The sequence below is a fragment of the Enterobacter sp. MGH119 genome, from assembly GCF_001037675.1.
GTDB classification, from domain to species: Bacteria; Pseudomonadota; Gammaproteobacteria; order Enterobacterales; family Enterobacteriaceae; genus Enterobacter; species Enterobacter hormaechei_C.
In genome coordinates this window covers 281114-300808 of sequence record NZ_KQ089932.1, presented here as the reverse complement: position 1 = coordinate 300808, position 19695 = coordinate 281114, and the positions used below count along the sequence as shown (strand labels likewise).

17 protein-coding genes and 1 tRNA gene are annotated in these 19695 nt (G+C 54.9%); 9 read left to right on the top strand and 9 right to left on the bottom strand.

All coding sequences use genetic code 11. The features are described 5' to 3' along the window. Window positions 1-117 precede the first annotated feature (117 nt). The 5 genes from dppA to SK53_RS18360 form a co-directional block, all read right to left on the bottom strand. Window positions 118-1725 (bottom strand): dipeptide ABC transporter periplasmic-binding protein DppA, encoded by a 1608-nt coding sequence (gene dppA / locus SK53_RS18380; protein WP_003860756.1) that lies wholly within the window; start codon window positions 1723-1725, stop codon window positions 118-120. 621 nt (window positions 1726-2346) lie between these two features. Further along, window positions 2347-2423: transfer RNA gene (locus SK53_RS18375), tRNA-Pro, on the bottom strand. Window positions 2424-2514: 91 nt separating this feature from the next. Beyond that, window positions 2515-4209 (bottom strand): kdo(2)-lipid A phosphoethanolamine 7''-transferase, encoded by a 1695-nt coding sequence (gene eptB, locus SK53_RS18370; RefSeq protein WP_023323998.1) that lies wholly within the window; start codon window positions 4207-4209, stop codon window positions 2515-2517. Window positions 4210-4448: 239 nt separating this feature from the next. Then, a complete protein-coding gene (locus SK53_RS18365) occupies window positions 4449-5651 on the bottom strand; it encodes an L-lactate MFS transporter (protein WP_022650195.1) in 1203 nt (400 codons plus the stop codon). 238 nt (window positions 5652-5889) lie between these two features. Beyond that, complete coding sequence (locus tag SK53_RS18360) at window positions 5890-6432, bottom strand: lipase (RefSeq protein WP_023323997.1); 543 nt, start codon at window positions 6430-6432, stop codon at window positions 5890-5892. 160 nt (window positions 6433-6592) lie between these two features. On the opposite strand from SK53_RS18360, the gene tag reads away from it, so the two are divergent. Together tag and SK53_RS18350 are read left to right on the top strand one after the other, a co-directional pair. Then, window positions 6593-7174: a DNA-3-methyladenine glycosylase I gene (tag, locus tag SK53_RS18355; RefSeq protein WP_022650193.1), complete on the top strand. Its 582-nt coding sequence runs from the start codon at window positions 6593-6595 to the stop codon at window positions 7172-7174. Further along, window positions 7152-7592, top strand: coding sequence for an N-acetyltransferase (locus SK53_RS18350; protein ID WP_022650192.1), 441 nt, complete (start codon window positions 7152-7154; stop codon window positions 7590-7592). Before tag ends, SK53_RS18350 begins: the two co-directional genes overlap by 23 nt. Here the strand turns inward: SK53_RS18350 and SK53_RS18345 are convergent. Then, a complete protein-coding gene (locus tag SK53_RS18345; RefSeq protein ID WP_048209866.1) occupies window positions 7561-9930 on the bottom strand; it encodes a molybdopterin guanine dinucleotide-containing S/N-oxide reductase in 2370 nt (789 codons plus the stop codon). The two genes, SK53_RS18350 and SK53_RS18345, sit on opposite strands and share 32 nt — an antisense overlap. A 122-nt stretch (window positions 9931-10052) precedes the next feature. Here SK53_RS18345 and SK53_RS18340 point away from each other — a divergent pair, with 122 nt between their 5' ends. The 6 genes from SK53_RS18340 to ghrB all read left to right on the top strand — a co-directional run bounded on the left by SK53_RS18340 (window position 10053) and on the right by ghrB (window position 16083). Then, a complete protein-coding gene (locus SK53_RS18340; RefSeq protein ID WP_022650190.1) occupies window positions 10053-10715 on the top strand; it encodes an OmpA family lipoprotein in 663 nt (220 codons plus the stop codon). 157 nt (window positions 10716-10872) lie between these two features. Further along, entirely contained in the window at window positions 10873-11889 is a 1017-nt protein-coding gene (locus SK53_RS18335; RefSeq protein WP_048209865.1) for a LacI family DNA-binding transcriptional regulator, read from the top strand. Window positions 11890-11991: 102 nt separating this feature from the next. Then, entirely contained in the window at window positions 11992-12741 is a 750-nt protein-coding gene (locus SK53_RS18330) for a sugar phosphate isomerase/epimerase family protein (RefSeq protein ID WP_032608229.1), read from the top strand. Window positions 12742-12744: 3 nt separating this feature from the next. Beyond that, complete coding sequence (locus tag SK53_RS18325; protein WP_022650188.1) at window positions 12745-13683, top strand: sugar kinase; 939 nt, start codon at window positions 12745-12747, stop codon at window positions 13681-13683. A 117-nt stretch (window positions 13684-13800) separates the two neighbouring features. Continuing rightward, window positions 13801-15081: an MFS transporter gene (locus SK53_RS18320; protein ID WP_001089079.1), complete on the top strand. Its 1281-nt coding sequence runs from the start codon at window positions 13801-13803 to the stop codon at window positions 15079-15081. A 27-nt stretch (window positions 15082-15108) separates the two neighbouring features. Next, the gene (gene ghrB / locus SK53_RS18315; RefSeq protein WP_023315194.1) at window positions 15109-16083 is read left to right on the top strand and encodes a glyoxylate/hydroxypyruvate reductase GhrB; all 975 of its coding nucleotides are present in this window, start codon (window positions 15109-15111) and stop codon (window positions 16081-16083) included. A gap of 58 nt (window positions 16084-16141) precedes the next feature. On the opposite strand, the gene cspA is transcribed toward ghrB, so the two are convergent. After that, window positions 16142-16354 (bottom strand): transcription antiterminator/RNA stability regulator CspE, encoded by a 213-nt coding sequence (cspA, locus tag SK53_RS18310; protein ID WP_003860775.1) that lies wholly within the window; start codon window positions 16352-16354, stop codon window positions 16142-16144. 243 nt (window positions 16355-16597) lie between these two features. Beyond that, the gene (locus SK53_RS18305; RefSeq protein ID WP_017383576.1) at window positions 16598-17308 is read right to left on the bottom strand and encodes a DUF3053 domain-containing protein; all 711 of its coding nucleotides are present in this window, start codon (window positions 17306-17308) and stop codon (window positions 16598-16600) included. Window positions 17309-17638: 330 nt separating this feature from the next. On the opposite strand from SK53_RS18305, the gene SK53_RS18295 reads away from it, so the two are divergent. Then, window positions 17639-17926 (top strand): HTH-type transcriptional regulator, encoded by a 288-nt coding sequence (locus SK53_RS18295; protein ID WP_003860776.1) that lies wholly within the window; start codon window positions 17639-17641, stop codon window positions 17924-17926. Window positions 17927-17964: 38 nt separating this feature from the next. Here SK53_RS18295 and SK53_RS18290 read toward each other — a convergent pair whose 3' ends face one another. After that, on the bottom strand, window positions 17965-19584 hold the full coding sequence (locus SK53_RS18290; RefSeq protein WP_048209863.1) for an ABC-F family ATP-binding cassette domain-containing protein: 1620 nt from the start codon (window positions 19582-19584) through the stop codon (window positions 17965-17967). Window positions 19585-19695 lie beyond the last annotated feature (111 nt).

Sequence of the window (19695 nt, the reverse complement as noted above, 5' to 3'; positions counted from 1 at the left end):
TGTATTGCTCACAAATGTAAATTCCCTCTCCCTGTGGGAGAGGGTTAGGGTGAGGGGGTGCATGCACGCCCCACACCCCTGCCCTCTCCCACAGGGAGAGGGAGAACACCCTACTTATTATTCAACAGACACGTTTTCGAAGTGGTGTTTGCCCAGTGGATCGACCACGTAGCCCTTCACTTCTTTACGCACTGGCTCGTACACGGTGGAGTGAGCAACAATCAGCGCCGGAGCCTGATCGTGCATGACAACCTGCGCTTGCTTATACAGTTCGATACGTTTGTTGTGATCGTCGGTCGCACGCGCCGGCTGGATCAGATCTTCAAACGGCTTGTAGCACCAGCGAGAATAGTTAGAACCGTCTTTCGCTGCCGCACAGCTGAACAGGGTCGCGAAGAAGTTGTCCGGATCCCCGTTGTCACCGGTCCAGCCCATCATGACCGCCTGGTGTTCACCCGCTTTGGCGCGCTTCAGGTACTCGCCCCACTCGTAGGTCACAATCTTGGCCTGTACGCCAATCTTCGCCCAGTCAGCCTGAACCATTTCCGCCATACGGCGTGCGTTCGGGTTGTAAGGACGCTGTACCGGCATCGCCCACAGCTCAACGGTAAAGCCTTTGTCCTGGCCCGCTTCTTTCAGCAGCGCTTTCGCTTTCTCAGGATCGTAGGTGTAGTCCTTAATGTCGTCGTTATAGCCCCACATGGTTGGTGGGATCAGGTTCTTGGCCGCAACGCCAGCGCCCTGGTAAACGGCTTTGATGATCGCTTCTTTGTTCACCGCGTAGGTCAGCGCCTGACGCACTTTCACGTCATCGAACGGTTTCTTCTCGGTGTTGAAGGAGAGATAACCCACGTTCAGGCCCGCCTGCTCCAGCAGGTTGATATTTTTGTCCTGCTTCATGCGCGCGATGTCAGCCGGGTTTGGATACGGCATCACCTGACATTCGTTTTTCTGCAATTTTGCGTAACGCACGGATGCGTCAGGCGTGATGGAGAAGACCAGACGGTCGATCTGCGGCTTGGTACCCCAGTAACCCGGGAAGGCTTTATACAGAATACGGGAATCTTTCTGGTACTGAAGCAGCTGGAACGGGCCGGTACCGATTGGGTTCAGGTCCACTTTTTCCGGAGTGCCGGCTTTCAGCATGTTGTCCGCATACTCTTTAGAGAGAATAGAGGCGAAGTCCATCGCCAGGTCAGCCAGGAATGGCGCTTCCGGACGCGTCAGCACAAACTGGACGGTTTTATCGTCCACTTTTTTCACTTCAGCGATCAGGTCTGGCAGACCCATCCCTTCGAAGTATTCATAGCTGCCGCCAGACACTTTATGGTACGGGTTCTGGGCATTTTTCTGACGGTCGAAGGAGAACACAACGTCGTCGGCGTTAAAGTCGCGCGTAGGTTTAAATTCTTTGCTGTCCTGCCACTTCACGCCCTGACGCAGGTGGAAGGTATAGGTTTTACCGTCTTCGCTGATATCCCACTTTTCAGCCAGGCCAGGAATCACTTCCGTGGTGCCGGTTTTAAATTCAACCAGACGGTTATAGATCGGTACAGAGCTTGCGTCGTAAGTCGTACCAGAGGTAAAGAGCTGTGGGTTAAAGCCTTCCGGAGAGCCTTCAGAACAGTAAACCAGGGTTTTTGCCTGTACGCTTGCTGCAACGGTCATGGCCACCAGGCTCAGACCAAGCTTCAGCATCCCTGACTTCTTCAAGGAAATACTCATTATTGTGCTCCAATGTGATGTTTTGCTTTGTTGTGTTACGCCGCCTGACCTTTATTTATTTTTTACCCGGTCCGGTCGGTGATGCCCGAAGGCGTTAAAAGGGATAGAGAATCCTTTCAGAAGAGCGTTTGAGTTGCAGCGCAGATCCTCCCTGAAATGCCCCTCGTGCCCTACAATCTGTCAACAGAATGTGAAAACGTCAATACAGGTGGCGGGGATTTACGTGGAGTGTGAGAAACCGCAAACAAAGATTAAAAAAACCCTGACCGTGAGTTTTCAGCAGAGAAATTTATGCTACTCGCCATGATGCAGCACAATTATCTTCATATTTCGCAACACTCAGTGATTAAGTTTTATTCAGAATGGGTAAATTTTCTTACAGGATGGTGATTATCTGAGCACTAAATACCGCGAACGTTAAAACGCACAGCGAAAAATGCTGAGGTTATCCATAAGCAACGCGAAAAAAGATCAAACTATATATAAAAAAATACAATGGATTATGTCACAAAACCGCAAGCAGGCAGGGGGAAGCAGGGCTAAGGGGTATTTTGAGGACTCGTGCGGGGTAACGCGTTAATGCAAAAAGGGCTAACCTTGCGGTTAGCCCTTTTTAGAATGTGGTCGGCGAGAGAGGATTCGAACCTCCGACCCACTGGTCCCAAACCAGTTGCGCTACCAAGCTGCGCTACTCGCCGAATGCGGAGCGCATCTTACTGCTGAGGTGCGCCCCCGTCAATCCCTTATTTTCAAAAAGCCATTCAACTGGCGATATTCTCGCCAGACCAGCTACTGCGCGGCTTTTGTGGTGTTATCAGGGAGTTTACACCAGTTGTTGTTTTCGTTAATCCCACCGTTCGGTGAGGTATAGCCGAGACAGCCCATAATGGTGTCGTACAGCTCAACGTGACGGCGCGGTACCTTGATCTCTGCCTGCTGTTTCAGATGGGCAAACATTTTGGCTTTGTCCGGATTTTCCAGGTACTTATCCGACATCCACATGATCATCGGCACGCGGAACTGCTCAGGCGGGGCCAGCTTACGCGGCGTACCGTGTAAATGCTCTTTCTCGTTGATGGACTCGCCGTGGTCGGCCGCGTAGATCACAATCGCTTTCTTATCGCGAAGCTGGTCGATCACCCGACTGAGGAAGGTATCCACATACAGAATCGAGTTATCATAGGCATTGATCAGCTCCTGCTTGCTACAGTTCTTGTTAATGCCGACGCACTCAGGCGTCCATTTGGCGAAATCGCGCGTGTAACGCTGATAGTAGCTGTAGTGTGACCCTTTGGTATGCAGAACAATAAGATGCTTACCCTGCGGATGGTTTTTCAGTGACTGTTCCATCTCAGAGAGCAGCAGCATGTCATCAACGTTCTTTCCGCGGTTACGCGGCTCGGCGCCAATCTGCTCGCGGTAGGCGATGTTATCCGCCATGGTGTTGGTGTAGAACCACATCTCACTTTGCATGGCGAACAGATCGGAGCTAAATCCAAGCTGCTTCAGAACAGCAAACACGTTTTGCTCTTTGAGAGTGCGCTGAGGATTATCACTCGCACCGCCCTCACGAACAAACATACAGCGCAACGAGAGCTTCGTGGCGGTATCGCAGGAGTAGCCGCGGTAAGCTACAAGATTCTTTTCCTGCGCCAGTTTGGGGGTGGTATCGCGGTCATAACCGAGGATACCCATATGATCCCAGCGCGTTGTTTCGCCGATAACGAAGACCACGTAAGTATCATCCAGCCCGTCAGCCGGGGCCTGGTAGGTGAACTTTTTGGTTGGGTTAATCAGCGATTTCACATCGCTGGATTCGTCCGCCTGAGCCCAGGCATAAAGACCTAACGCCGACAGCCAGTTAGACGGCAGATACGAGTTAGCCACCACGCCGCCGTAGCTTGGCATATCCACGCCTGTCGCTTTTTCGATCCGCTTTTGCTGTTTTTCCATCAGGCGAATAGGCGCCCATACCAGCAGACCCGCCAGAAGAACGACGGCGACGTTGCGGATGCGCTGTCCCCGGGTACGCAGCTGGCGTAACAGGGTGTAGCGGCAGGTGTTACTCCAGATAAAGAAGAGCGGGATCAGGCAGGTCAGAATCGTCCACAGGATGAACCCTTGACCCACCACCTCTTTCGAGAGGTCGATGTCCGTGGTCATCACCGAGGCCACAATACCGTAGCCAATGACCACATTCATGAATGTCATGTAATAGCTTGCGGCGGCGGAGATAATCACCACCAGCGAGGCCAGAACCTGCCATGTACGTCTGCCAAAAAGCGAGAGCAGACGTAGCAGGAAGAAGGTCGCCAGAATTGAGCCAAACACTTCAATCGCGGCAAAAATTCCATTTCTTACAGTGAGGTGTTCGAAATAACCTTCCACTCGTCTGAACAGCACCGCGCCATTCAGAAACAAACCGATATAGACAGCCAGCATCAGACACAATCTTTGCTGGGTAAGAGACCTAATATATTTCATGCAAACAACCCTGGGGGAAGGGGTATAAAGACCCGCCGAATCTCAGTGAGAAAGCTGACAGAGTAAGTAGATGCGAGAGAAACCGTTATCAGAAACGTCTACAAGCGCGATAAGTAGACCACAGCAGGAAAGAAAAGTGGCAGCAGAGAATGTGAATCGATGAAGATTTTTACAAAATAGCAAGTCCGGAAGCGATTTAGAAATAAATAAAAGAGGCCCTGCGGCCCCTTTTTATCGAATCATGCATGCGCTTCTTTATATACCTCGCGCTGCGGCTGACGAATCGTGGTGGACAGCGCCAGCGAAATAATCAGCAAGGCAAATATCACGCAGAATGTCACGTAGAAGCCACCAAACAGCGAGGCAATCAGTGAACCGCAAATACTGCCGATACCGAAGCCGAGATAAATCACGCCGTAGTTTTTCGCCAGGTTGTTCAGGCCGAAGAACTCGCTCACCAGCGACGGGAAGACGGTAATAGTGCCGCCAAAGTTAAAGGCTACGCAGGCTATCGCCGCAAAGAATGTCGCCTCGTTCAGCGGAGCGAACAGCAGTGCTGCCATACCCACCAGGGAGATCACCTGCCCCAGCGTAATCACGCGGATCCGGGCGATTTTGTCAGACAAGATACCCAGTACCAGACGACCCGAGAGGTTAGCGATGGAGATGACCGTTACGGCGTTCGCCGCCGTCGCCGCGTCCAGTTTTACCATTCCCTGCGCGATATCTTTCGCCACACCGATGACATACAGACCGCTCATGCAGGCCGTCAGGAACATCACCGCCAGCATCCAGTACTGCGGCTTACGCATGGACTGAGCGAGGGTGAAATCGTTCTCCACCACGCCGTTAACGGTTTTCACTTCCTGCTGCGGCGCATCTTTCATCAGCGTGGCGCCGAAGAGGATCATTACCAGCACAATCACGCCCCAGATCATAAAGGTTTTCTCAAGCCCAACCGAGGCCAGCAGATGCGCATCGATGAATTTGAAGCCGAGGCTGCCCAGGCCATATGAACCAATGGCAAATGCGGAGATAAGCCCTTTACGCTCCGGGAACCACTTCACGCAGTTAGACAGCGTCAGCAGATAACCTGCGCCGTCCGCCAGCCCCACCAGCACCCCGGCGCTCAGCCACAGCATCATCAGGTTGTTAGAATATGCCGTCAGGAAGAATCCCAAGCCCAGCAAGATCCCGGATGCCATGGTTACACGCTTCACGCCGAAACGTTCCTGAAGTTTGCCCGCCACGGAAGAGGAAATTGCTAACCCAAGACTCAGCAAGCCGAAGGAGAATGCCACCTGGCTTATCGGCGCGCCGAGCTTATCGGACAGGGCGCTGTTAAACAGGCTCCAGGTATAGACCGATCCCAGTGCGAACTGGGTAACGATGGTGCCGAATAGCGTCAGCCAACGCGTGCGGTTATAAGTTGATGTGTTCATGGCAGTGTCCTGCAAGATAAATTAAGGAATTTCGCTGAGGACAACGATAAACAAAACCTTTATAGCGTTGGGGAAAAACGGAATGAAATGCAGGAGAGAAGGAATGAAATGCCTGGGATCTGGAATGAATGACCTTGCCGGGGAATGAAGCGCTGTTCTGTTAGTGGGCACTATCGCTCCAGACCCCGTCATAATTGTATTAAATATGTTATCGTATCGTTTAAAAAAATAACAACCCTTAAAATTTGGCGCTCAATCCCAGCGTATATAAATATTCTTCTTCAGTTTGCTGGTTATAGCTGATCTTCGCCCAGGGGTGTAAATCACCATACTGCGTATCAACACGCCAACCCAATGAGTTCACGCTGGCATGCCAGAGGGGATCGGTAAGCGACTGCGTGGTGGTTGTATCCTCAAACGCATTCACCGTTACAGGGGGAGCGCCATCAGTGCGCCACGCCATGACGGGCCCGGTGGTGAAATGTCCCGCCACGGGAAAATTCCAGCCAACGCTCAGAACGGTTTCCGCATCCGAACCGGAGGGATCGTTCAGGGTAAACCCCGCAGCATTCTGCGTGCGGTTAATACGCTCCGCGAGAATATCTTCATAACGAGGTTGGTGATCGGCGTCCCATGTATAACGTTCCGTCGTATTACTTTGTGCATCTGAAACGATATATTCCTGTTGCCACGCAAAAGCGGTGTGACAAAAAAGCAGGCAGACTGAAACACCCACCAGGCCAGAAGCAGCATGGCGACCACTGATTTTTTTTATCATCATCAAAGCGACTCCAGAAAGAGCCGAGTTCGGCGATATATGTCATTGTTCGAAGAGGTATTAGGGCGTATAGCCCTGTATTAACTATTGTCTCTTTAGCAGACACGTCAAGCCGGGCAGATTGAAATTTTTGCGTTTACCGTATCAGGAAGGGAGATGACCTATGCAACGTTGCGGCTGGGTAAGCCAGGATCAGCTTTATATCGATTATCACGACAAGGAATGGGGCGTACCGGAAACCGACGGTAAAAAACTGTTTGAAATGATTTGCCTTGAAGGCCAGCAGGCCGGGCTGTCGTGGATCACCGTTCTGAAAAAGCGTGAGAACTATCGCAAAGCCTTCCACCAGTTCGATCCGGCTGCGGTTGCCGCCATGACCGACGACGACGTACAAAAGCTGGTTCTGGATACCGGTATCATCCGCCATCGCGGTAAAATTCAGGCCATTATTGGTAACGCGCGTGCTTATCTGGCGATGGAGCAAAATGGCGAACCCTTTTCAGCATTTGTCTGGTCGTTTGTGGATAACGAGCCGAAGGTGACGCAGGCCGCCACGCTTGCAGAGATCCCAACGTCGACCCCCGCCTCAGATGCCCTGTCGAAAGCGCTGAAAAAACGCGGCTTTAAGTTTGTGGGCACCACCATCTGTTACTCCTTTATGCAGGCCTGCGGGCTGGTCAATGACCACATTACGGGCTGCTTCTGCCATCCGGAGGGCCACCATGATCCGCAAATGGCAAAGTGAGAACACCGCGCCGCTTTTGAGTCTGTGGCTGGAGAGCACCACCGAGGCGCATCCGTTTATCGACGCAAGTTACTGGCAAGCGAATGAAGCGGTAGTGCGGGATGAATACCTTCCCGCCGCCGAGACCTGGGTCTGGGAAGAAAACGGTACCCTGTGCGGTTTTATCAGCGTCATGCAGTTCCAGTTCGTGGGGGCGCTGTTTGTCGCCCCGGCGTTCATCGGAAAGGGGATTGGGCGTGCGCTGCTGAACCACGTTCAGCAGCACTACCCGTATTTAACCCTGGAGGTGTACCAGAAAAACGTGCGGGCGGTGAATTTCTATCATGCTCAGGGTTTTCGCATCGAAGACAGCGCCTGGCAGGATGATACCCAACACCCGACGTGGATCATGAGCTGGCAGGCGGATCAAACGCCGTAAGGGTAAGCGCCGGCCCCTCATATTTCTCCACCCATGCCAGCGCCGTATTCCCCGCGCAGCCATTCCCCAGCTTCGAGCTGGGGAGATCTTTGGTCAGCACGTTTACGGCGCCGTTCTTACAAATACCGCCCTCGTCCAGCGCCAGATCCGGCCATGCGCCCTGATGAATGCAGAAAACGCCAGGGCGGATCCCGTCACTCACCACGGCGCCTGCCAGCACCTGCCCGCGCGCGTTCCAGACCCGAACGAGATCGCCGTCGTTAATCCCCCGCGCCTTTGCATCGTCGCTATTCAGCGCGATCGGCTCACGACCCGCCACCGCATACTGCTCGCGCAGAGCCGAATAGTTGAGCTGGCTGTGCAGACGATGGGCAGGATGGGCAGACAGCAGCTGAAGCTGCCCCGGCTGCGCATTGCCATGCCATTCGTCCGGCTCCAGCCACGCCGGATGCGGCGGACAGTCCGCGTAGCCAAAGCTGGCGATGCGTTCGCTGTAGATCACAATCTTCCCGCTTTCGGTTTTTAACGGGTGATTCTCCGGATCGCGACGGAAGTCAGCAAAGCGCACAAACCGCGCGTTCTGCTCGCTTTCTGGCATTTCGAAGAGTTGATTCGCCTCCCAGAACTCAGCAAATGGCGGCAGGGACACGCCCTGCGCAGCCCCGCGCTGGCTGGCAATCTGGTAAAATGTTTCCAGCCATTGCAGATCCGTTTTGCCCTCGGTGAAACGCTCCCGCCCGCCCGCTTCCCACATTTCACTCAGGTCGGCAAAGACGTCGAAATCATCCCGCGCTTCATCCCGGGGAGCCACGACGCGCTTCATCGGCACCATATGCTGGTTGCTGTAATCCCCCGTCATGGTGAGATCGTTACGCTCGAACGAGGTCGTGGCAGGCAAAACGATATCGGCATGTTTCGCTGACGCAGTCCAGAAGCACTCCGAGATCACCACCAGCTCCGGTTTCTGCCAGGCGCGGATTAGGCGGTTGGTATCCTGGTGATGGGTGAAGTTGGCCCCACCCGCCCACCAGATAAACTTAATATCCGGGAAATGGCGATCCTGACCGTTGTGCTGATAAAACCCGCCGGGGTTCTCCAGGGCTTCAACAATGCGTGCCACCGGAATTTTATCCACAGCGTCCACGCCACCCTGCACCGAGCCCTGCATGGACGCCAGCACCGCGGCTTTACGCGTCGGGTTGCCGCCGTTGGCAAAGTGATAGGAAAGGCCAAAACCGCCGCCGGGTGTGCCAATCTGCCCAAGCATCGCGGCGAGCGTCACCAACATCCAGTGCTTTTGCTCGCCAAACTGCTGGCGCTGCATCCCCCAGCCGGACATGAGCATCGTGACATGGCTATGGAATAACGCCGCCAGTTCGCGGATTTTAACGGCATTAACGCCGCAAATCGCCGCGGCCCACTCTGCGGTTTTGGCAATACCGTCGCTTTGTCCCGTCAGATAGTCGGCAAATTTATCGAACCCCGTGGTACAACGCGCCAGAAATTCCGTGTCGTGCCAGCCGTTCTCCACAAGGGTGTGGGCGATGCCCAGCATCATCGCCACGTCGGTGCCCATATGCGGCGCGATCCACTCGGCGCTGTCGCCGAAGAAATCCAGGGTTTCAGAGCGCATCGGATTGATACAGATGATGCGCTTGCCGCTTTTGCGCAGCGCATCGAAGTAGGAAACGCCCTGCTCGTCGGACGCATTCCAGGCAATTTTCAGGGTATTGAGCGGGTTGGCGCTCCACAGCACCACCACCTCTGTATGCTCCAGCACCAGCGGCCAGCTGGTCTGCTGTTGATAAACCTCATTCCCGCCCACGACATACGGCATGATCGCCTGCGCCGCGCCGGTCGAGTAATCACCCAGATGGCCGGTATATCCTCCGGCCAGGCTCATATAGCGTTGCAGCAGGGTTGCAGCCTTATGCAGCACGCCGTTTGAGCGCCAGCCATAGGAGCCGGCAAAAATGGACGACGGGCCATAGCTGTCGCGGATGCGTTTATGCTGCGTATGGATCAGCGCCAGCGCATCGTCCCAGCTCACGCGCACGAACTCATCCTGCCCGCGAATACCCTGCGGTTTATCCGGTGACGCCAGAAAGCCTTTACGCACCATCGGCCAGCGGACGCGGGTCTTGCTGTGTACCTGATCGCGAACGACGGTCTGTAAAGAGTTGAGATGGCGCGAAGGCAAAGCCCCGCGAGACGACAGCACAGTGTCGCCATCGGTTTCGACCAGCATCGGCCCCCAGTGGGCGGCGGTCAGAATGGTTTTTGTTGAGGTGCTCAAAGCGTGCGCTCCTGGTTGCGTGCAGGTGTTTCGGCCTTTCATTGAGGCAATTTATCGTTTGTGACAAATTTCAGAGTTATACACTGAATTTTCTCCGTATCCGGACGTCATAATCCACTGCCACGTCCGTCGTGGCAAAGAATAAAAAGGATTAAGGAAATAAGATGAAAAAACGCGTACTCGTTATTGCCGCTCTGGTGAGCGGCGCACTGGCTGTTTCAGGCTGCACAACCAACCCTTACACCGGTGAACGCGAAGCGGGCAAATCCGGCATTGGCGCGGGTATTGGTTCCCTGGTAGGCGCTGGCGTTGGCGTACTCTCCTCATCCAAGAAAGATCGCGGCAAAGGTGCGCTGATTGGCGCAGCGGCAGGCGCAGCCCTGGGCGGCGGCGTGGGTTATTACATGGATGTGCAGGAAGCAAAACTGCGTGACAAAATGAAAGGTACGGGCGTGAGCGTGACGCGCAGCGGTGACAACATCATCCTGAACATGCCAAACAACGTGACCTTTGACAGCAGCAGCGCGACGCTGAAACCCGCAGGCGCGAACACCCTGACCGGCGTGGCCGCAGTGCTGAAAGAGTACAATAAAACTGCCGTGAACGTGATTGGTTACACCGACAGCACCGGCAGCCAGGATCTGAACATGCGTCTGTCGCAGCAGCGCGCCGATTCCGTGGCCAGCTCGCTGATCACCCAGGGCGTAGAAGCGAACCGCATCCGCACCAGCGGCATGGGTCCGGCTAACCCGATCGCCAGCAACAGCACGGCGGAAGGCAAAGCGCAGAACCGCCGCGTTGAAATTACGTTGAGTCCTGTGCAGTAGGTAAAAGCAAAACGGCAACCCCGTTGCCGTTTTAGTATTTGCGCCCTCTCCTGTAGGAGAGGGTTGGGGTGAGGGCATCAGACCGCCACCCGGCAAATTGCTTGATTCGCCAGATTTTCCCGCTAAGGTATTCTCACTAAATTCAGGGAAATCAGCGATGATCAAACCAACCCGGGCCACCATCAGCGACGTGGCGAAAGCCGCCAAAACCGGTAAAACCAGCATTTCACGCTACCTCAACGGCGAGAAACACCTGCTGTCCGATGCGCTGCTGGCGCGAATCGAACAAGCCATTGCCGATCTCGACTACCGTCCCAGCCTGATGGCGCGCGGCCTCAAGCGGGGTCGCACCCGCCTGATTGGGCTTATCATCGCCGATATCACTAACCCCTACTCCGTTAACGTACTCAGCGGCATCGAAGCGGCGTGCCGGGAAAAAGGCTTTACCCCGCTGGTCTGTAACACCAATAACGAAGTTGATCAGGAGTTGCATTACCTCGATCTGCTGCGCAGCTATCAGGTGGAAGGGATCGTGGTCAATGCCGTCGGGATGCGCGAAGAGGGGCTAAATCGTCTGCAACAATCGTCTCTCCCGATGGTGCTTATTGACCGCAAAATCCCGGAATTTGCCTGCGATGTGGTCGGGCTGGATAACACCCAGGCGGCCACCACTGCCACCGAGCACCTGATTGAACAGGGTTTCGAAGCCATTCTGTTCCTGAGCGAACCGCTGGGTATGGTTAACACCCGCCGCGACCGCCTGGCTGCATTTCGCGCCACGCTGGCGCGTTATCCCGGTGTGATCGCCGAAAATTCTGAAATCCCCCTCCATGAAGCCGGACAGCTGGATAATACCCTGCGCCAGTTCCATACCCGCCATCGGGGAATGCGTAAGGCGGTGATCTCCGCTAACGGGGCGCTGACGCTTCAGGTTGCCCGCTCGCTTAAACGCATTGGCCTGCACTGGGGCAGCGACATCGGCTTGCTCGGCTTTGATGAACTGGAGTGGGCTGAACTTGCTGGCGTAGGCATTACCACCCTCAAACAACCCACCTGGCAGATCGGCTATGCCGCGGTTGAACAAGTGGTTCGCCGCATTGAAGGCACCCGCGACGCCGTACGCGAGCAGGTTTTTTCTGGCGAGCTGATCGTTCGCGGCTCTACTGCCCGTTAATTTCCCCTTCGTGACAGCGATCATAAATTCAGCATCCCGATCTTTTCTTTGGAACCGGTTCCATCTAGCGTAATACTATCGATTACGCTCTGGAGTCAGGAAATGAGCAGGAAAATTATGGTGGTCACCGCCGCGTATGGTGCGGATCAGGTGCGACAGGCAGGCGGTCAACGGGCAATGCTTCCCGTTATTGCCGGCGCAGGGGCTGATGGCGTTGAAATCCGCCGAGAGCTCTTCAGCCACGACGAGTTAATGGCCCTGCCTGCGCTGGGCGAGTCCATTGAACTGCTGGGTTTACTGGCGTGCTACTCCGCCCCGGCCCCCCTGTTTATGCCCGATGGAACCCTCAACCCGGATCTTCCACGCTACCTTAGCGAAGCCAGCGCACTGAACGCGCTGTGGCTTAAAGTCTCGCTGGGTCATTTCAGCGACAAACAACCGCTTGAAGCCCTGCGCGCACTGCTGGATGAAAGCGGCATGACGCTGGTGGTGGAAAACGACCAGACCGACTGCGGGCAGCTCGCGCCGATGCAGCGCTTCAAAGCCGCCTGCCGGGTAATGGCGCTGCCGGTCACACTGACGTTCGATATGGGCAACTGGCTGTGGGTTGGCGACTCCCCGGAAGAGGCTGCACGTCAGCTGGCTCCCGCCGTGAGCTATATTCATGTGAAGGCCGCAGTCCCGCATAAGGCGCAGTTCCGCGCCGTCGCGCCGGATCAGACCGATTCTCGCTGGCGGGATCTGCTTAATCAACTGCCTGCCGACGCGCCGCGCGGTATCGAATTTCCGCTCGAAGGGACGGATCTCACCGCCGTCACCCGCCATTACGTCAACCTGCTGCGCGAGGAGTAAACCATGCACAAGACGCTGGACGTTATCACTATCGGCGAGGCCATGGCGATGTTTGTCGCCACCGAAACGGGCGAGCTGAGCGCAGTGGAGCACTTTATCAAACGCGTGGCAGGCGCCGAATTGAATGTCGCTACCGGCCTTGCGCGGCTGGGGCTGAATGTCGGCTGGGTGAGCCGCGTGGGCAATGACAGCTTTGGCCATTTCGTTCTCGACTCGCTGAAAAAAGAGGGCATTGATGCCGCAGGCGTCACGCTCGACGGACGCTTCCCGACGGGCTTTCAGCTGAAATCTAAAGTTGAAAATGGAACCGATCCCATCGTGGAGTATTTCCGCAAAGGCTCAGCGGCAAGCCATCTCTCCGTGGATGATTATCACGCCGCGTATTTCTCCTCCGCGCGCCACCTGCACCTGAGCGGCGTGGCGGCGGCGCTCTCGGCCAGCTCGTACGATTTACTCGATCACGCGGCTTCGGCAATGAAAGCGCAGGGCAAAACGATCTCCTTTGATCCGAACCTGCGCCCGGTACTGTGGAAAAGCGAAGCAGAGATGGCTGAGAAACTCAACCGACTGGCGTTTCAGGCGGACTGGGTTCTGCCGGGCATAAAAGAGGGAATGATCCTCACTGGCGAAAGCACGCCCGAAGGCATTGCTGATTTTTACCTCAACAGAGGGGTAAAAGCCGTGGTGCTGAAAACCGGTGCCGACGGCGCATGGTTTAAAACTGCCGACGGTGAGCAAGGCGCTGTCGCTGCGGTAAAAGTCGACAACGTGATCGATACCGTGGGCGCGGGCGATGGGTTTGCCGTCGGGGTCATCAGCGCCCTGCTGGAGGGCAAACCGCTGTCGCAGGCCGTGGCGCGAGGCAACAAAATTGGTTCGCTGGCGATTCAGGTGCAGGGCGACAGCGAAGGATTACCAACACGAGCAGAGCTCGGCGTCTAAATTCCCTCTCCCCGTGAGAGAGGACCAGGGTGAGGGCAGCAATCCGCACCAGATAATTAAGCCACCGTGTACCCTACAGACAACGGCGGCAACAACCTCAACAACAGAGGCAAGCCTATGAACAGTTCGACCAATGCAGTAAAACGCTGGTGGTACATCATGCCAATCGTGTTTATCACGTACAGCCTGGCGTACCTGGATCGTGCCAACTTCAGTTTCGCATCCGCCGCCGGGATCAACGAAGACCTCGGGATCACCAAAGGGGTCTCGTCCCTGCTGGGCGCCCTCTTCTTCCTGGGGTATTTCTTCTTCCAGATCCCCGGCGCGATTTACGCTGAACGCCGCAGCGTGCGAAAGCTCATTTTCATCTGCCTGATCTTATGGGGTGCCTGTGCGTCGCTTACTGGCGTGGTGAATAACATTCCTGCTCTGGCGGCTATTCGCTTTATTCTCGGCGTGGTTGAGGCGGCCGTCATGCCAGCAATGCTGATTTACATCAGCAACTGGTTCACAAAATCGGAGCGTTCACGTGCTAATACGTTCCTGATACTCGGTAACCCGGTCACCGTGCTGTGGATGTCGGTGGTTTCCGGCTATCTGATCCAGTCCTTCGGCTGGCGCGAGATGTTCATCATCGAAGGCGTTCCCGCGATTATCTGGGCCTTCTGCTGGTGGGTGCTGGTGAAAGATAAGCCAGCCCAGGCGAAATGGCTTTCTGAAGACGAAAAAGCCGCACTCCAGGCGCAGCTGGATAAAGAGCAGCAAGGGCTTAAAGCGGTGCGTAACTACGGCGAAGCCTTCCGCTCCCGGAACGTTATTCTGCTGTGCGCACAGTATTTTACCTGGAGTATTGGCGTGTACGGCTTTGTGCTGTGGCTACCGTCGATTATCCGCAGCGGCGGTGAAAACCTTGGCATGGTGGAAGTGGGCTGGCTGTCATCGGTGCCTTACCTGGCTGCGACCATCGCGATGATTATCGTCTCCTGGGCATCGGACAAGCTGCAAAACCGTAAGCTGTTCGTCTGGCCACTGCTGCTGATCGCTGCTTTTGCCTTCATTGGCTCCTGGGCCGTAGGCGCAAACCACTTCTGGGCTTCGTATACGCTGCTGGTGATTGCGGGTGCGGCCATGTATGCCCCGTATGGTCCGTTCTTTGCCATCATCCCGGAAATGCTGCCGCGTAACGTCGCAGGGGGCGCGATGGCGTTGATCAACAGTATGGGTGCGCTGGGTTCGTTCTTTGGCTCGTGGTTTGTGGGTTATCTTAACGGTGCCACCGGCAGCCCGTCGGCCTCTTACATCTTTATGGGGGTGGCGCTTTTTGCCTCGGTATGGCTTACTCTGATTGTTAAGCCTGCTAATAATCAACAGCTACCCGTCGGCGCACGCCACGCCTGAATCCTTTTAAAATCAACGGAGATTAGCATGAAGCCGTCCGTCATTTTGTACAAAGCACTGCCTGAAGATCTGCAAAAACGCCTGGAGGAACACTTTACCGTTACCCGGGTAAAGAACCTCAGCCCGGAAACCGTGGCACAGCACGCCGACGCGTTTGCCAGCGCCGAGGGCCTGCTGGGTTCGAGCGAAAAGGTGGATGCAGCGCTGCTGGAGAAAATGCCGAAGCTTCGTGCTACCTCAACCGTTTCGGTGGGATACGACAATTTCGACGTGGATGCGCTAAACGCGCGCAACATCCTGCTGATGCACACGCCCCATGCCCTGACGGAAACCGTCGCCGACACGCTGATGGCGCTGGTGCTTAGCACCGCCCGTCGTGTAGTGGAAGTGGCCGAGCGCGTGAAAGCGGGCGAATGGACCAAAAGCATTGGCCCGGACTGGTTCGGCGTGGACGTTCATGGCAAAACGCTGGGGATTGTTGGGATGGGCCGTATCGGTCTGGCGCTGGCACAGCGCGCGCATTTTGGCTTCAACATGCCCATTCTGTATAACGCGCGCCGTCACCACAGTGAAGCTGAAGAACGTTTCAACGCCCTTTATTGCGAGCTTGATACGCTGTTGCGGGAAGCCGACTTTGTCTGCCTGATCCTGCCGCTGACGGATGAAACGCGTCATCTCATCGGCAAAGCGGCGTTTGAAAAGATGAAGAAATCGGCCATTTTCATCAACGCGGGTCGTGGTCCGGTGGTCGATGAGAAGGCGCTGATTGAGGCACTGCAAAACGGTGAGATCCACGCCGCTGGTCTGGACGTGTTTGAACAAGAGCCGCTGCCGGTGGATTCTCCGCTACTGACCATGCCGAACGTCGTCGCCCTGCCTCACATCGGCTCTGCAACTCATGAAACACGCTACAACATGGCGGCGACCGCCGTGGATAACCTGATTGCCGCGCTCGGCGGTAAAGTGGATAAGAACTGCGTTAACCCGCAGATACAACAGTAGAAACGAAAAAACCCGCCAGAAGGCGGGTTTTTGAATTTAGTGCTACTGGGCTGGAAGCTTACAGGCTTACAACGTTACCAGCTGCTGGGCCTTTAGCGCCGCTTTCGATGGTGAAGGAAACTTTCTGACCTTCATCCAGAGATTTGTAGCCATCGTTCTGGATAGCAGAGAAGTGTACGAACACGTCTTTAGAGCCATCGTCAGGAGTGATGAAGCCGAAACCTTTATCAGCGTTGAACCATTTTACCAGACCAGTCATTTTAGCAGACATAGAAATTACCTTATTAACAAATATATTGTGCCTTCCGGCTTGATGGATTGCGTTACAGATTTTTAAGCGATGAAGGAAGGGTCACTACGAAGGGTATCTATGGATAACAATCTGGACTGCTTTACTAAACTGCTTTAGGTCTGTGTAACAAACCGACGAACATAGTTATACCGATGTGGTAGATGAATGACAAGCGTTATTTTCATCAAGCATAAAAAAACCCCGCCGAAGCGGGGGTTTTTCTTATTCCGTAGCAGCGACCGCTGCGCTCCAGGCCTGGCTAAAGGCCTGATGCTGGGACGCGAGCGGACCGATCAGCGCGTTATACTGGCTCGCCTGCTGGGAGGTCGGGAACTGGATACCGTTAGAGACAAAGCTCACCTGCGTACCTTGTTCACTAATAAAGTCACCCACCTGGACCAACTGCTGAGTAAAGACCTGCGCCGCCGGGATCAGCGGTTGCAAAGCGTTTGACGGCTTGGTCACGACTTTCTCATACACCTGGTCATAGACCGGTTTAAGATCCTCGCCCTGCTTCAACGCGGAACGCGACGCATCAGCCTGCATTTTGGCATTTTGCAGCTGCTGGCTCAGTACCCCAAGCGCGCCATTTGACTGGCGTAGCGGTTCGCGCTGGGTCATATAATCCTGTGGAACACGGATGGCATTCACGCTATCCACTACCGGGCGAATACCGGAATCCATCGCCTGGCTTACCTGCTGAGAATAGCCATACAGAATGGCGTAATCCGACACGAATGGACCAAACTGTTTTTTCTGATCCGCAGTCAGCGTTGGTAAACGCTCGCCGCTACGCATCACTGTATTCTGTAGAAAATCGATAAACGCTTTGCGCTGATCGCCTTCTTTATCGAAACACCCACTCAGGCTAACAACCATCAATAACGCCGCAATAGGCGCAAACCAGCGAGAGCAGGACTTTCCTGTCGCCATTTTATTACTCCTTTCACCCAAAAAGCGCACACCGGCACACGCGTGCCCAACGCTGACAAGGATAGTCCAGGTCAGCCTTGCAAGATAGAGTTTTCATGCAAAACGGGTATTCCCTTTTTTGTACTGACTATTTACAAAAAAATACCTGTGAATCCCTACATATGACTAATCAGGTAATTAGCATAACTATCCATATAGCTGAAACGTGTAAAGCGATCGTTATCGCACAATTAATCACAGCCGTGACGATCCTGTGTCTGGTTTAGGGACTATTCTTAACAGGCTCTCTGATGTTCATGATCCCGATGTGTGATTTATGAGGAGTTCTCAATGGAATTAAAAGATCCTGAGTTTGAGCTGCTGAGCAGCCTGGAACAGATTATTTTTAAAGATGTACCGCCGACGGTTACCCTGAATCAAAAGTCCAATCCTTTTAGTGAATTTGAGCGTTTACGCAAAGGATCGGGCCTGAAAACAGATGAATTCGCAAGAGCGATGGGTGTCAGCGTAGCAATGGTGCTGGAGTGGGAGTCAAAACGTGAAAAACCTACCCCAGCCGAGCTAAAGCTGATGCGCCTGATCCAGGCAAACCCTGACCTTCGCAAGCAGTTAGCCTGATAAAGTTTGTTTGCCCCCGCCCTTGCGGGGGCTTGTGTTTACAGGGTTTCACATCGCCATCCCGTCTCTTCCCACACCAGTTCATGCGTCAGCTTCAGCCCTGCCAGAAAAGCTTCATCGTGCGACACCACCAGCAGCGCGCCGGGGTAATCGGCTAAGGCCGCTTCAATGGCCTGAACAGAGGCCAGATCAAGATGGTTGGTCGGCTCATCCAGAAGCAACAGCTGCGTTGCCGCTTCACGCCACAATACGCAGGCCAGCGCGGCCTTCAGGCGCTCGCCGCCACTCAGTTCGGCCAGTGGTAGTGTCACTTTCTCTGCGCCCAGTTGAAGCTGCGCTAAACGGGTACGCAGCGCCCCCTCTTCGAGCGGCGTATTGCCCAGGCTAAGGTGAGTCATCACCGACTGCGACAGATCCAGCCGGGAAAGATGCTGATCGAGATAAGCACACCTGACAGAGACCTTACAGATTCCCGTAACAGGGGCGGTTTCGCCCAATATCACTTTCAACAGCGTGGATTTTCCACAGCCGTTCGGCCCGCGTAGCGCCACGCGCATCGGGCCATCCATTCGCCAGTTTATCGGTGGGACAGGCACGTGCGGAAGCACCAGTTCTTCCAGCACCAGCACCTGTTTCCCTTCCGGGATTTCACTGCCCGGCAGGGTAAACATCACCGCATTATCCTCTTCAACCCGCTCGCGTGCCTGGTTGACCGCAGCGTTCAAAGCATGGTTTTGATCGCTATGCTGTTTTTTCCAGGAACCAATACGCTCTTTCGCCGCCCCTTTGTATTTGACCCGTTCAAACGAGGCGATGTTAAGGCTGTCGACCGTGCGAAGCGTTTTGGCTGAACGCCGCAGGCTGTCGTCATGCTCTTTATGCATACGGGCGCGGGTACGCTTGCGCTCGGTGGCAGCATGCTCCAGCGCGGCGCGGGCAGCCAGCTGTTCAGCATCACGCTGGGTTCGATAGTCAGCATAATTCCCACCGTAGCTGCGCAAGCCCAACGCGCTCAGTTCAAGGATTCGCGGTACCTGGGCCAGCAACTCACGGTCGTGAGAGGCCACCAGCACCCCGCCCTGATACCTGGAAAGCTGCTCGTAGAACCACTTGCGGCCTTGCCTGTCGAGGTGGTTGGTCGGTTCGTCCAGCAGCAGGTAGTCAGCATCCGCGGTGAATGCGCTGCACAGCAAGGCACGAATGCGCTCGCCACCGCTCAACTCTGCCGCGCGTTTACTCGGGTCAAAAGGGGGAAGTTTTGCAGCGATAAAAGCCTGGCTCAGCCGTTCAGCCAGATCCCAATAACCGTCGAGCGTGTCGAGATCGTCGGGTTCATAATGACCGCTGTCGATGCGCGTGCGCGCCGCAAAGATCGCGTCGTAACCAAGCAGTTCGGCAAGCGTGGTATCCGCAGAAATATCCTGCTGCTGCGCCACGTAGACGTGTGTACCAAAGCGTTCAATATGACCGCTGGCGGGTTCATCAACTCCTGCCAGCAACCGGAGAAGGCGTGTTTTACCGCTGCCGTTGCGGCCAACCAGCGCGCACACTGACGCATCCAGAGAAAGATTCAGTGGACCAAAAAGGATATCGCCCGTCGCAAACTGACAGGTGACCTGATGCAAAATAAAAGAGGGGGACTGCGCAAAATGAGCCATAAGCACTCCTGAATGAAATCAAAACATCCCCTGCCGACGCGATGCGTTGAGCAAGGATCGAAATTCATCAGTCGTGTTTGTTCATTTTTGGGGGGCGCTCCTGAGGGCGAA